Here is a 14,807-nt window from a genome sequence, read left to right on the forward strand (position 1 = left end):
CAAGGCAATCACTCTCTGTTTACTGATACAGGATAACCATTTGACTTGAGTAATGCATAACGCTTTGCCTCTTCCAGATCATGGCTGACCATTTCCAAAACCATCTCATCAAAGGTTATCTGCGGCACCCAGCCCATATCGTGTCTGGCTTTTGACGGCTCTCCAAGAAGCGTTTCTACTTCAGCCGGACGGAAATAGCGGGGATCAATGCGGACAAGCACATCACCGGTTTTGACCGCATGTGATTTATCCTTATCTGTTATTGAAGTAACGACCCCTGTTTCCTCCACTCCCTTGCCCCGGAACTCCAGGGTAAAACCAAGCCCGGCCGCCGCTTTTCGGATAAAATCCCTGACACTGTATTGCGTACCGGTGGCAATCACATAATCCTTCGGCTCATCCTGCTGGAGCATCATCCACTGCATGCGGACATAATCTTTGGCATGGCCCCAGTCGCGAGTTGCGTTCAGATTGCCAATGTAAAGGCACTCTTCGAGACCCTGAGTTATGTTGGCAAATGCCCGGGTAATCTTGCGGGTAACAAAGGTCTCTCCCCTTCTTGGCGACTCGTGATTGAAAAGGATGCCGTTGCATGCAAACATGTTATAGGCTTCACGGTAGTTTACCGTAGTCCAGTATGCATAAAGCTTGGCAATCGCGTAGGGACTGCGGGGATAAAACGGCGTGGTTTCGCTTTGCGGTGTTTCCTGCACAAGTCCGTACAGCTCGCTCGTCGAAGCCTGATAAAAACGGGTTTTCTTTTCAAGACCGAGAAAGCGAATGGCTTCAAGAAGCCGGAGAGTACCGAGAGCATTGACGTTTGCTGTATATTCAGGCAACTTGAAGCTTACCGCCACATGGCTCTGCGCTCCAAGGTTGTAGAGTTCATCGGGCTGCACATCGGCAATGATGCTGGTAATATTGCTGCTGTCGGTCAGGTCGCCGTAATGGAGTATAAGGGTGCGGTGTTCGACATGCGGATCCTGATAGAGATGATCTATGCGCTGTGTATTGAACGATGAAGCCATCCGTTTGATGCCGTGAACTTCATACCCCTTGCTCAGCAGAAGTTCTGCAAGATATGATCCATCCTGACCCGTTATTCCGGTAATGAGCGCTCTTTTCATAAATCAGCAGTTTTCAGATAATCATTGTACGCATCGATGAGCCCCTCTTCAAGGCTGATCCCGGATTGCCAGCCAAGATGCTTGAGCCGGCTGCTGTCCATCAGTTTTTTAGGCGTACCGTCAGGCTTTAATGTATCAAATTCAATGCGACCCTTAAAACCGATGGTACGGGCAATGAGTTCTGCCAGCTCCCTGATGCTGAGATCAGAGCCTGTACCGACATTTATATGGCGTTGAAGCGGCAAAGTATGCTCGTCGTAAATCCCTTTAGCAAGATTCATAACATGAACGCAGGCCGCTGCGAGATCGTCAACATGCAGAAACTCTCTTCGCGGAGTTCCTGTCCCCCAGATAACTACTGAATCGCTTTTATTGACGAGCGCCTCATGAAAACGGCGGATCAGGGCCGGAATCACATGACTGTTTTCAGGATGGTAGTTATCACCGGGGCCATAAAGATTAGCAGGCATGACACACCGATAATCGGTACCATACTGACGATTGTAGCTTTCACAGAGCTTTATTCCTGCAATTTTCGCAATGGCATAAGGCTCATTTGTCGGCTCAAGGGGACCGGTCAGCAGTGCATCTTCACCAATGGGCTGCGGCGCATGTTTTGGATAGATGCAGCTCGAACCGAGAAAAAGCAGCCGCTGCACGCCCACTCTCCAGGCCGATTGAATAATATTGGATTCAATCATCAGATTCCTGAAAATAAAGTCAGCCGGATAGGTATTGTTGGCATAGATGCCTCCAACATGTGCCGCTGCAAGATAAACCTGATCGGGTTTTTCCGATTCGAAAAAATTCAGTGTATCTGCCTGGTTCACCAGATCAAGTTCCCCATGTGAGCGCACAACAATCTCAGCCTCCCCCTGTCGACTGAGAAGCCGGACAATTGCCGAACCAACCATCCCGCTGTGACCGGCCACATAAATTTTTTTATTCTGCATCATCACTGAAAAAGATAAACCAATCGTGGACTGACCGCGGTCACAAATGATTCGATCCAGGTTCCCTTTGCCAGCTGAACCCAGTGCTGTATCTCCCTCGGCCTTTGCGACAGCAGTTGAGGCAGTGAGGAGAGGGCTATCTCGCTGAGTGAATTCCGAACACTGTCATAAACATATATCCGGTGAGTCAATGGATAGACGGCATCGAATTTGGGATCGACAAGAACCCCTCTGTCAAGATGAAGGTAGGAGGTGAACGCCACGATATCGGTGCTTTTGACACTCTCTTTGAATATGTTCTTTATCACCCAGGGTGAAATAAAAAAATCTATATGCGCAAACGGGCCCAGCCTGCTGTAACTGTTGCCGGTCACCAGGAGTGTACTCCCGGCTTCTATCTCACGCAACTGCCTGTTGTTCTCTACATTCTCGATTATTCTCCTCTGATTGATGTCCCATGCCTTCCAGTGATCCGAAAGGCCGAAAACCGGTAGAATAAAAATGAGCGCAAGCAAAAGCACCGTTTTCCGGTTCAACGGCATTCGCGCCAATAAAAACGCAACAAGCAGTGAAGCGTAGACATTTGCCCGGTTTGCAGTGTTGAATACAGAGTAGTGATAGAGAAGCGTCAGGGAATAAATACCAAATGAGAGCAGAAGCACAGAGAGCAAGCCGAAATAGAGCGATTTCGAAGCTGCAGGCGGATCGGAAAAGGAGCCGGATTTCAGCAGCAGCCAGAGAACAATGCCGCTTGCAATAATAAAGGATACCAGGCTGATTGAGCCGATCGAATAATAAATTTTCAACCAGTAAGAAGGGCCGATTGCAGCCTCAACCAATGTGATCGGCTGCATGATGAGGGATTTAACTATCCCGGCAAAACTCAGCCCGCCATTGATTCTCGCATCGACATCAGTGTAGGTATACTTGACAAACAGGTAATAGACAACATAGATCAACCCCGGAACAGCAACAATTAAAGCCTTTCTGTATTTTCGCTCGAATGCAAATACACAAGCCATTCCAAAAAGATAGGGGGGAGAGAAATAATAGGAAAATGATCCGAGCATGAGCAGCAATAGTCCCGATACGTTTTTATTGTGCCGGATCAGTGAGTGTGCATAGAGAATAACGGAAGGGAAAAAAACATAAGGGACAGTCATGTACCAGTACATCGTCGTGTCGTGCAAGGGAGAAAAAACAAAAAGAGCAGAAGCAAGCATTGCCCGGTCACGAGGGAAGTAATCACAGGCAAATCGATAGACGCAATAAAAACTGATTGCATGAGCAACCATTTTAATCAGATCATAAACCCATTGATGCTCAAACCCGATTAAAAAATATGGCCACCAGAACGTGTAGAAAGTGGGCAACAGATAAAGCAGAATACTTTTCTTTTTGGGATCGGGATTCAAAAATTCCCACACATCGCTCCATCTGCCAACCGCACTGTAATCGTCACCGTGAAGACCAGTCCCCAGAAACAGATAGAGTAATACAAGCAGAAACACAAACGCCGCTATGATATTTCTCGATTTCAATGATCCCGTCATAACTTTTCTTTATTCCTGAAGCGACTGCCGCATATACAGATTGACAAGTTCTCTTGCTATTTTTTTCTCATGACTAAAAAAACAGAGCCTCCAAACGGAACAGCAATTCCTTTGTCAAGAATAAGGGTCTCAAGAAATCCTGTTTTCCTGAACAGGTAATCCAGAACAGGATGAAACGGCTTGACATCGCTTGCCGAACCGGCAGGAAACAACTTTCTTCTGAGCACCATCAAGGGGAAAAGCAGGAAATTCCAGTAGGAACCATATACTTTTCTGAATCCATGCCGTTCCAGCATCCGGTTTACTGCGCTCAGAGTAAATCTGCTTGTCTGACCAACAGCCTTGTCGTGATATGAATGTAACCATTGATATGCTGCCAGATTCAACAGAAGAGTGCCGCCCGGCTTCAGTACCCGATGAAACTCGGAGATCGCGAGATCCCTGTCAAGATCATAGCCGAGTACATCAAGAGAAACAACCACATCAAAAAACGAGTCGGAATACGCAATGTGCTCAATGGAGCCTGACTGAACCTCTGCTCCCGACTTCAGGCGGGCAATTTCACATGCCTCCGGCATTAATTCCAAACCATAGAGAGACGCAGAGGGGTACCGGTACCGGAAGAATTTGAGCATCCCCCCAGTACCGCATCCTGCATCAAGAAGAGTCATGCTGTTCGGATCAGCGTAGCGCATTGTGGCATTGGCAACAATCTGATGCAGAGTCTGGTACCACCACATGGACTCCTCAACAGAACTCATCAAATAATACTCTTCCTTTCTCATGGTCCAAACTGATGTTATCGAGCTTTGTCTATAGCAGGTGCCGGTCAAAAAGAACGTTTTTTAATCGTCCACTGCGGAGTGTTATTGGTGGTCAGGTAGTGCTTGCCCAAGTACTCGCTCATCAATCCAAGAAAAATGATTTGTATCCCGGAAAAAAAGGTAATGCCCGCCATAATGGAGGCCCAACCCTGACTTTCATAAGGGTTGTTAACTTTATCAATAACCAGATAGATGATAAACAGGACGCTGAGAACCACAACGAGAATACCGAACAGGGTAAATGCCCGTAACGGCTTTATTGAGAAATTGATAAACACATTCAACCATAAGGAGACAAGTTTTTTTGCCGTATAGTTGGACTTGCCTGCCTCACGTTGATGGTGCTTGACCTGCACAGCACTGAGACTATCTGTGACGCGAAGGATAAGACCGTCTACATAGGGAAACGGTCCTTTATACTTGATGATTTCATCCACAATTTCACGCCGGATCGCCTTGAAACTTGACAAATAGAGATTCCGGGGTTTATTGAGCAACCACGATGCAACCCTGTCATTGAACTGACTTCCCAGATTGCGAAAAAGATTGTGCTTCTTCTCTGCATAAAACGAATAGACGACATCAAATCCCTTCTCAATCTCCCTGACTAAATGGATAATTTCTTCCGGGGGATTCTGAAAATCGTCATCAATGATCACGGCAACATCGCCGGTCATATGATGTAATGCACACATCACGGCGTTATGCTCGCCATAATTCCGGCGTAAAGAGATAAACCGGACCCGATCATTATTCAGGGCAAGGAGATCGCAAACCGATTCACTTTTATCCTTGCTGCCGTCATTGACCAGAACAAACTCAAGTTCATAACCCTGCAGCTCCTGCTCGACAGCAGAGACAAGATCTTCAATGGTTTCCTGGGCATTGTAGACAGGAATGCAAATAGAGATTTTCATTTTTTTCTGTGTTCAGTGAAATCAGCCATTCACTTCAACCATTTTCCGGCATCTGCAACGCCTGGCCCTGATCTCGAATCGATTCTGTTGAGCATACATTTTTCGTGTCCAACCTGGGTTGCGCTATACAATACGCAATCTTCCCTGGAACCAGTTATAGACAATCGCAACGTATTCATAGACAATAACGGAAATTTGATCAACAGTTGCCCCCCATTGCGGATCTGCAGGCGGTGTATCAACCACTGCCGGCGTCAGCACCGTGATATCAGGCGCCTGTTTTCTCCACGTCCAGAGCGCACGACGGCCATGATAGGGGGAGGTCAGAAACAGTATTGAGTGAACACCCTGCCGTCGAAGCTGCTGCATGACCATCTCAACATTCTCACTGGTACTCTTTGGATACTTGTCAAGAATATGAATGGCGGATGCGGCAACCCCCTTGTCTTCGAGATAGAGTTTGATAACATCGACTTCCGAAAGATCCTGCTCCTTGCCGGATGAAAGAAAAATATGAGGCGCATATCCCTGCCTGTAAAAACGGACCGCATCAAGCGCTCTTCTCTGATAGCTGTCATTGCGGTAGGCTGACTCTCCGTTACCGCTGAACACAACAATGGCATCTGTTTTAAGGGGCGCATGCCGGACCACAAGCTGGTCGCCGATAAACCAGAACAACGGCGAATGGAATATCACGAGATAGAGCATCAGCAGAACGGTCAGCGGCATCAGCCATGCAGAACGGTGCCGGGTATAATAGCGCTGAAGACTCTCCTTCCAGTTATTGGGCTGGTGCAGCGCCTTGTCGGCCAGTTGCTTGTCGATGACCGTCATAATCCCCTTGAAGCGTGTCGTCCAGGTATTCTCCCGAGCCACTGCCTTGCGCCTCTCAACCGCCTCCGCTGAACGAAATTGCGGATTGTCCAGTGTCTGCCTGACCTTTCCGATAAACTCTTCCGCACCGGAAGCCACGGATATCACTCCCGGATAACTCCTCTCATATGCACAGATCTCGCGCATGTTCGTCGCCACGACAGCCGTTCCCATCGCAAGATACTCATTGAGTTTGCATGAATAGACACTGTCAGTAAACTCATTGACAACATAGGGTATGAGCGCAACGTCAAAACTGCTGATATATGCCGCCATCTGTTCATGTGACCGCTCTCCGAGGAGCACAATGTTTGATTTCTGGTCAAGAAGGGAAGTGGTTGTGTATTTCGGGCCGACAAGCACAACAGTAGCATCCGGCAGTGCATCGGCCAGTGCTGCAACCATCTCCTGGTCAAAAACATCACTTATCGCACCAACGTAGCCTATAACCGGCCGTTTGACGGCCTTTATGTCGTCAGGAGTAACAAGCTGCTCCTTTGGCACCATGAATTTCGCTTCATCGATTCCGGCCGGAAATGAATAAACCGAGCGGGTAAAGGGTCGGGCTCTTTCAATAATGGCTTCTGATATTGCGAAAACAAGATCGGCTTTTTTGAAAAAGAGATCCTCCCAGTACCTGAGTTTTTTTGTAGCGGATGAAGCGCCAGCCATATGATTGGCACAGTAGTAGATTGTCAGTGCCGGCGCAATTTTTTCAATCAATCCCTGGGCGAGCGGTGTGGGCAGAAAAGAGATGACAATCGGATCAGTGAAACGGGTAACACGCATCCACTGCCGGATCGATTTTGATATGACAGCTACATTTATGCTCTTTACTGCGGCATTATAGGGAAAGGGCAGAAACGCAGGGGAATAGGTCCATAGATTCTGCTCTATCTCCCGAAACCCGTGCAGGGAGGAGAGGCGCCTGCGAACACGATCGACGATTCTGCCGAAATCCTTTAACTGAGGCCCCCGCACACCGGTATTTTCAATAAACAACACCTTGGTACCCTGGCCTGTCAGGGACATTGCCAATTGATGGTGCATCTGCCAATGCGTTGACCAGTCAATTGATGAAATGATAATTACATGCTTGTTTTTCAATGCGATCCTGTTAATAGTCCTGTTCGCCTGAGGATACTCATCAGACGAAGACGAACCATCTCTATATAAAAAACGATTGTTTTCGGTTTTGCCCGGGCAAGCATCCGAAGTATTTCATTATAGGATACCAGTATGTTCCTGACATCGCTGCTTACTCCGCCCAGATAAAACGAAAGCACCGGATCAGTGGTAACATGAATTTTCGGCTTCAGAAGAGATGCATTTCTCAGCAGAAACTCCTTGTCGCCGGCAATTTTATAACTTGCATCAAAACCTCCCTGACTGAATAACGAGGATTTATGCAGTGTACCGGGATGGGAAAAGCCCATATTAACCGGGTAATTCCAGGGCTTTTGCCATGGCGCAGTATTCAGCTCTTTAACTACCTGACCATTACTGACCACTGCGGTACGGAAAGCAATGACATTGTGCTCACCGTCAAGAGCCGAAACCATTTCACTGAAACAGCGCTCTGAAACCGTATCATCAGAACCGATAAAAGCGATATACTCCCCCTTTGCCATCCTGACGCCCTTGTTCCATGCCTCATAGATTCCCCCGTCAGGCTCGGATATGAAGGCATCCACAACATCGGAAGCCCGGGCAAGCAGGTTTACGGTATTATCCTGTGAAGCACCGTCAACGACAATCCACTCAATACCCTCGATTTTGGCTTTTCTGAATGCGCCTGTAAGCCGAGGCAGGGTTTCTGCTGAATTGTATGTTGATGTTATTATGGTAATGGCAATGTGTCGCAACTATACGTTCTCTTCTAAAATATATTTCTCCAACAGAGGAACCTGCACATATCTGAATTTATTTTTTCGAATAATATTTGATGCATGCATTGAAAGACGCCGGAAATAACAGGTCAGATAATAATTGCCTTTGACAACCCGTCTGTATAATTTTTTCAGATAATTATACTTGTGTATGGATACATAAAGGTTTGCTGCATGAAGCGCAAACCAGGACGCCATGGATCGATAAAAAGTATCCTTCTCGCTTTCGGTCAGCTTGACAGGCAAATATTCCAACGATACAATCAAATCATCGAATACATTATTTTTAATAAACCGTTCAACAAGATTAAAGTCGGTATTGATTGAACCGGTAAGCTGTGATGCTCCTCTTTGTCTTATATAAAACAGCTCGTCGTATCCCTTGCATTTTCCTGACAGGAGCGAACAGACCAGCACATAAATCTCAAATCCGACAATCTCCTTGAACCTCAATACTTTCAGTGTATTATAGGCATCAATGATCACGGAACTCCGAAAGATGAAATACCAGTTCATCCACAGGTCATCAACATCCGCATGTTCAAAGAAATAACAGACTCGATCCATGGGTGATTCCAGGGCTATTGTTCTCGGAATATTGCAATACTCACTGATAAAGTACCCCTTTCCTTTATCAGTATTCACGGTATCGCCGCTGTCAGAAAGGATCTCCAGAGTGCCATGTGAACCTCCGCACGAATCATAATCACTGTTTGCTTCAAGAAAATCAAGGTAAGAAGGGATTTTATCGAGAATAAAAAAATCATCATTATCGGCAAAAAGCACGTAGGGCGTCTGCACTCTGTTTACGACATCCAGCAACTTGTCGTAATAACGCTCAAAATCCGCGTCATATGGATACCGGATATATTCATATGAAAGGTCAGGATAGTTTTTATACTCTTTTAATCGATTTTCAATTTCCTTGTCATTGCCGCCATCAGCTATAAGTATTCTATGCGAACACTTCATATCGTTCATATAGCGCATCCAGCGTAGTGTAAACGGAGTACGACCTTTAATGGTCAATATTATTGTGAGAGGACTTTCCTGCATAAGCGTTATGTTATCTCACCAATATCTGATTATAAAGAAGTTGATTAATGCTGCCGATCACGTTCAGGGCTCATGTAATCAGCGTTTGAGAGTAATACCTTTTTCCGGATTTCTGTCATAAAAAATATGCAAATATTTTTTGACTATGGTTATTCCGCTGGCGGGCATCAAACGGTATGCAATTCGTCTGAACAATGGCTGAAGCCGACGGTGGAACCTCTCGTTTGCTTTCATCCCCCTGTGTGAGGGCTCAACAGGGATATCATGCAGAGCAATTGGCGTTTCACTCAGCCTGGTATCATACTTGGAAGTGGCCCCACTGTGCGCTCCGGAGAGGTCATTACCGATATTCTGAACCAGACTGCGACCGGGGTAGAGGGTCAGCTTGCCTGCAAGAAACGTTGATGCATACCAGCGTATGGCCCAGGAATCATTCTTCCCGTTAATCTGATTTTCCAGCATCTTCGAATATGGGTAAGCCCCGTTCAGGTTAAACGCCCTGGTCATCTTGCGTCGATGAAGTTCATCCAATAGATACTGCCCGTCAGGATTGAACATGGCCCATGCGCGCCGCCATGTTGCCCATCCCCAGCAATCCGCTCCAGGGAGAAAAAAGGTTTCGGGTAGTTTCTCTCGAACCGGATACTGGTAGCCGTGAATGCTTGCAACACACTCATTATGGGCATAAAGATCCAATGCCCCATTCATGAAGCTGAGAAAATAGGGTGAGGTAACCATGTCATCTTCCAGAACAATGACCCTTACTGACTTTTCAAGTACCTCTGTCACTCCGGTAATAATGGATTTAGCCAGTCCAAAGTTTTCCGGCCGGTGAACAATGGTGAGAGAGCGAAAGCCTGTTACTGTTTCCAGAAGTGCACGAACCTCTCGAACTGCATCATGCTGTTCCCGGGAACGAGCCGCATCGGAATAAATTATCAAATCACTCTCTTCAGCAAGCACATTTTGCTGAAGAGCACTCAATGTTCTGCGGGTATGCTCCGGCCGTGCATAGACAAAAAGAGCCACTGGTGACGGCATTTGCGAAAACCGGAAAGAAAGATGATCTGTCAATTCAGCGTTTTCTCATAGATGGTTGTTGTCTCCCAATGCAGTAATCCGGGAGTCGGCCCTCTGAATATTGCAGCACGAAACCCGGAAAGGTGATTGAGCAGGTTCTCGGTATAGTAACTCCTGTCACTGTTGTCGAGAACGATAATACCGCCTGGCTTGACTTTTTTAATTGCTGCTTTCAAGCAGGAAGTACGGGCTCTTCCGTCAATCATGACAAGATCAAACGTGCTGTCCGGATAAGAGAGAATAACATCCCTGTAAGCTGTAAAGGTGTAGCCGGGATAATCAGAAGAGTGACAGAGGTCCGGATCCGAGGGGTCATGCTCTATTTGTGACTCACTTACCTCCGGCAACTTCAGATCGTGCAGAAAATTGCCCTTGTTGCCCTTGAGTCGGGCAAGCATTTTTTCATAGTATTCGGCATTGTGTTCCACTGTATGCAGAGCGCAGTTATTGGCAAGAAAAAAAAAGGTACTCCCGCCGATACCATACTCAAAAACCTTCATCCCGGGTTTCACGTAGTCAATAAGAAAGTCCTGGGCTTTATAGTTTATCCACGCAACTCCGCTGTTCAAACAGTAATTTTCAAATATCAGGGATTTTAAATACCCGACTCTGTGATGCGAAAGTACCGCAAGATTCTGAACTGCCTTTCGATAGCTCCATGTTTTACGTAACGGAGTAAGCAGCCTTTTTGAAACTCTCATGATTCTGGATTCCGACCGGGGAATTGCATAGGATTGCCTTTCCTGGCGGTTTGGATAGAGATTACGAGAAATCAGCGAGTCAGAGTCACTGCCGTGATCATCATCAATAACTGCAAACAACTCATACTGAGGAACTGCACGCTTCAGCGGAAGCCATTTCTCATCCCCCGGAGTTATCTCGAAATTAAACGGCGTCTCTTTCGGCCAGAGAGTATCGCTTTTTTTTTCAATGAGAATTTTCCGGACAAGATCGGATTTAATGATCGATGCGTAGGAAACCAGATAACTTCCGCCTTCATTTTTCTGGATTACCCCGTTATTTGCACTCGTATGTTCAAAAACGTCAATTTCACCGCCATTTTTTTTAGGTACACCGCCATAACGCCGCTGCATCTTTCCGCCCTGCCAGAAGGTATAGGTCAGCACATCCGCATCCGCTGAATTCATCTCCTCAACTACCGGTACAACTTTTTCCGGACGCATGCAGATATGGTCTTCAATCCACAACAGGACATATTTTGACCGGACTTGACGGAAGAGGTTCGCGGTATCATAAAACCATCCGTCAATGCTGTTCAGATGGTAAATGGCAATATTTTTATTGCTTTTCAATACAGCAGCAGCCTCACGCCTGAAACCGCCCCTGATGTTGACAACCCAGTTCAGGTTGTGCAGGCTTGACATTGATGCATAGGAGTCCTTCAGCCGCTGAAGTCGCTCCTCGTTGTCGATAAAAAAATTTGCAAATATACTGACCACTGTTTCCATAGTCTCCGGACAGATGTTTTACTCAAGGAACAGGACATCGGGATTGATATTTCCCAGAATATCCTCCTTGATCTCCTTGTTGTAGACTCCTGCCTTGAGGATGACCACCGGTTCTTTCACCTCCCGCAATACTTTCGGGGAGCAAACGGTGAGGCGTGTTCCATAGAGGCGTTTGCCCTGTTTTTGCGGATCATTGTCCAGCAGGCTGACAATCCGGGATGTGTCAAGGCCGAAGGCTATCAGATACTGGGCAAATATATGCGCGCCGAAAAGGTAGAGCGGATTCGGGGTAGCAGCTATTCTGCTGTTCAAATCCGTGATCAGCTCCCTGTGGTAGTTTACATAATCAAGATAGAGCTGCCTGTTTTTTTCATAAAGATCCGGCGGAAGCGTAATCGGCCGCACGGCCTTGTCGCGCACAGTCGCATAGAAAATGCTGTGGTCTTCAAGAAAATACTCCTTTGCCAGCAGTTTGAACCCGTGCTTTGCCAGCAGGTATTCGATGTAGGGTTCAGTGAGAAAAACCGTGTGTTCGAAATTGATGCAGTTCGTGTATTTGCGTTCAAGCATCACCTGCATGTTGGGTACCGAAAAAACAAGGTGTTTGCCTTCAGCAATGAACCCCGAAAGATGACGCATAAAGAGGTCCGGTTCATAGATATGCTCAAATACATGAGAATGCACGACCGTATCGAAGTACTCCGGGTAGGTAAAGCGGTCATCAAAAAAACCTTTTATAAAACGTGCCTTGCATCCATCTACAGGCGCCGGGTTCGGCTCAAGAATTGCCCAGGGAATGGGGTTGAATGCGTGATAGAGTTTGGCAAGAATTCCATGCGCTCCGCCCACCTCAAGCACCGATAAAGGCGAAAAGCTTTTAAGGAATTCTGAAAACTGACGGTGATGCTCCATCCAAATTCCGCCGACTGCACCTGCATGCTGTGATTGATATAAAATATCTAACGGTATGAGCCTGGCTAATTGAAGAATCCCCGTATCCCTGCTGATGGACCAGGACTGTTCTGCAAATAGATCCGTCTCGAAAGATTGATCGACACTTCCCATAAATACCGGAAACTCAGCAATAGAGTGCAAAACCTCTACGTTTGTGCTGCCAGTTACGACATCAACATTTCGTTCAATCAAGTTCATTTATTTTTCCATCTCCGTTTTTAGCATTGCCTTGCCAAGTGCAAAGAGAAAGAGGTTGTAGGGATAGTGATGAAGCGCGGCAATATTCAGGTAGATCAGTGAAGTCAGCACCCTCACTTTCTTATAGTCATAGCCTTCTGCTTCGAGCCACTCGCCGAAACGCCTTTCACACTCCACATGAATCTGTTTGCGGTGAAAATCATAGTCTATCGCATCCTCGCGCCATTCAACCGAATAAAAATCTCCGGCGATGAGCTCATGACTGATAATCAAGCCATGGAGCAATTTGGCAAAATCGTAGTAGATGTCGCCGGTAACGAGGTTGCCGCCGAAATCCTGACGCCAGTCGAGAAAGGTGAATTTCCGGGCAGCAGCATCCCACAGAATGTTCTCAAAATGAAAGTCTCCGTGAAAACGGCCCGGAAGTCCATCTGCAAGCCACTCCCAGTCAATCGAGTGCAGTAACGTTCCAAGTTCCGGCATCGGGATGCCATTGATCGGTTCTCTACGATCTTGCTTTGAACAATTCCGGTAGAAGAGTTCGACCCGTTCAAATGTTTTGTCGCGGTAAAAACGCATGCATGTGCGCTTGAATACGAGAGCGCTATCAGCCTGGAGTGCTTTTCGGGTCCAGAAAGAGCTGCAGTGCCGGAGTAACTGATCAAAAAGGGGGAGTGTTGCCACTTCTGAAAGCACCCTTCCCTCAACCAGCGAATAGCAGTACATGTGCGGCTGTACACCTGTCACTTCAGGAATAAAGCCTTTCAGCTCATCAGCGCGTTTGACCCTGTTGGCTATAAAATCCTGATCATCGGAAAATTTGATAACCCTCTTTTCCACAAACCAGATCGCCTCATTTGCCTTCTCAAGTATATTCGGCGAACCGGATTCCCGATAGCTCTCCCTTGCCAGAGCAAGGGCCTCTCTGCTGCCGGTATCGTGCCAGGTAAACTCATAAGCCCTTATCCGGCGTGTCAGCAGCTCGCGCATGCCATGCGCCTCACCTGTCTGGATGGCAACAGCCCCACCCTGCTCCATAGCTCTCCAGAAGGCTTGAAAGTCATGAATTCCGGCCAGTCCTATATAGGGTTTATGCGAACCCTCCCGTCCCTCGCCTTTTTCACAGATCGCAGAGACATAACCATTATCCAGTGCAAGGGTTCGATATGCATCAAGCTCCGCTCTCTCTGCAAAGGCCATCCAGTTATGATCAGGAGCCGGAATTGTCTCTTTGACCAGAGTATCGCAGGAGATGAATATGAATGGCTGCTGAAGCCAGCGGCTGCAGGCAAGAAGGCTTAAGCCGAGCCCGGAGCCAGGGCCTTCAAACGGTTCGACTTCTGCAAAGTAGAATTGACGCTCCGGATAGGCAAGTTCAAGGAATTCACGAATCAGGGCCCCTTTATATCCAAGGGCAATGACAAACCCGGTCTCTGCAGGAAACTGCTCTATCAGATGTGACAATACCGGCCGGTTAGCTATACCGACCAGTGACTTGTTGAGATACCGGGTCAGATCTCCAAGCCGCGAGCCGGTTCCTGCTGCCGGAATACAGACACGATAGCTCATTGAGATGCCCGCTGATAGTCGTCCACAAGGCGAACAACATCATCCATCTCGGGAGTGCTGGCTTCAAGGTAGACGCTATCTTTAACAGCCTCCATCCGGTGCACAATACCGGGAGGAAGGGTAATGGTGTCGTCAGGGCCGTAGACTTTTGAGGTCAGATCATCCTGTGTTTTGCCGGAGTAGATTCGAAGCTGTCCGGCCAGGACATAGATGGTTTCGCATTTGACATTATGATACTGAAGGCTGCAGCGATGCCCGGCATGCATGGTGAGCTTTTTCATCATATAGCGGTTATTGAGCTCAATAACCTCTTCACTGCCCCATGGCTTTTCAATGATTTGCATA

The 14,807-nt window shown here is 47.1% G+C and carries 13 protein-coding genes; all 13 read right to left on the reverse strand.

Annotated elements, in window-relative coordinates; translation table 11 throughout:
• Nucleotides 1-8: 8 nt before the first annotated feature.
• Nucleotides 9-1,127, reverse strand: a complete 1,119-nt coding sequence (gene gmd / locus CFERDRAFT_RS02100; protein ID WP_006365542.1) for a GDP-mannose 4,6-dehydratase — start codon at nt 1,125-1,127, stop codon at nt 9-11.
• Nucleotides 1,124-2,083, reverse strand: coding sequence for a GDP-L-fucose synthase (fcl, locus tag CFERDRAFT_RS02105; RefSeq protein ID WP_006365543.1), 960 nt, complete (start codon nt 2,081-2,083; stop codon nt 1,124-1,126). Before fcl ends, gmd begins: the two co-directional genes overlap by 4 nt.
• On the reverse strand, nt 2,083-3,633 hold the full coding sequence (locus tag CFERDRAFT_RS02110; RefSeq protein ID WP_006365544.1) for a hypothetical protein: 1,551 nt from the start codon (nt 3,631-3,633) through the stop codon (nt 2,083-2,085). The genes fcl and CFERDRAFT_RS02110 overlap by 1 nt, the downstream gene beginning before the upstream one ends.
• A gap of 56 nt (nt 3,634-3,689) precedes the next feature.
• Entirely contained in the window at nt 3,690-4,394 is a 705-nt protein-coding gene (locus CFERDRAFT_RS02115) for a class I SAM-dependent methyltransferase (RefSeq protein WP_198002379.1), read from the reverse strand.
• A 68-nt stretch (nt 4,395-4,462) separates the two neighbouring features.
• Nucleotides 4,463-5,374: a glycosyltransferase family 2 protein gene (locus CFERDRAFT_RS02120; protein ID WP_006365546.1), complete on the reverse strand. Its 912-nt coding sequence runs from the start codon at nt 5,372-5,374 to the stop codon at nt 4,463-4,465.
• Between the two features lie 123 nt (nt 5,375-5,497).
• A complete protein-coding gene (locus tag CFERDRAFT_RS02125) occupies nt 5,498-7,279 on the reverse strand; it encodes an ElyC/SanA/YdcF family protein (RefSeq protein WP_040432917.1) in 1,782 nt (593 codons plus the stop codon).
• A 71-nt stretch (nt 7,280-7,350) separates the two neighbouring features.
• The gene (locus CFERDRAFT_RS02130) at nt 7,351-8,112 is read right to left on the reverse strand and encodes a glycosyltransferase family 2 protein (RefSeq protein ID WP_006365548.1); all 762 of its coding nucleotides are present in this window, start codon (nt 8,110-8,112) and stop codon (nt 7,351-7,353) included.
• The gene (locus CFERDRAFT_RS11610) at nt 8,113-9,192 is read right to left on the reverse strand and encodes a glycosyltransferase family 2 protein (protein WP_006365549.1); all 1,080 of its coding nucleotides are present in this window, start codon (nt 9,190-9,192) and stop codon (nt 8,113-8,115) included.
• Nucleotides 9,193-9,270: 78 nt separating this feature from the next.
• Nucleotides 9,271-10,233: a glycosyltransferase gene (locus CFERDRAFT_RS02140; protein WP_006365550.1), complete on the reverse strand. Its 963-nt coding sequence runs from the start codon at nt 10,231-10,233 to the stop codon at nt 9,271-9,273.
• Between the two features lie 29 nt (nt 10,234-10,262).
• On the reverse strand, nt 10,263-11,741 hold the full coding sequence (locus CFERDRAFT_RS11615; protein ID WP_006365551.1) for an O-methyltransferase: 1,479 nt from the start codon (nt 11,739-11,741) through the stop codon (nt 10,263-10,265).
• Between the two features lie 18 nt (nt 11,742-11,759).
• Nucleotides 11,760-12,893 (reverse strand): class I SAM-dependent methyltransferase, encoded by a 1,134-nt coding sequence (locus tag CFERDRAFT_RS02150; RefSeq protein WP_006365552.1) that lies wholly within the window; start codon nt 12,891-12,893, stop codon nt 11,760-11,762.
• Nucleotides 12,894-14,462 (reverse strand): phosphotransferase, encoded by a 1,569-nt coding sequence (locus tag CFERDRAFT_RS02155; protein ID WP_006365553.1) that lies wholly within the window; start codon nt 14,460-14,462, stop codon nt 12,894-12,896.
• On the reverse strand, nt 14,459-14,806 hold the full coding sequence (locus tag CFERDRAFT_RS02160; RefSeq protein WP_006365555.1) for a cupin domain-containing protein: 348 nt from the start codon (nt 14,804-14,806) through the stop codon (nt 14,459-14,461). Before CFERDRAFT_RS02160 ends, CFERDRAFT_RS02155 begins: the two co-directional genes overlap by 4 nt.
• Nucleotide 14,807 lies beyond the last annotated feature (1 nt).

The sequence above is a fragment of the Chlorobium ferrooxidans DSM 13031 genome (assembly GCF_000168715.1).
Taxonomy (GTDB): domain Bacteria; phylum Bacteroidota; class Chlorobiia; order Chlorobiales; family Chlorobiaceae; genus Chlorobium; species Chlorobium ferrooxidans.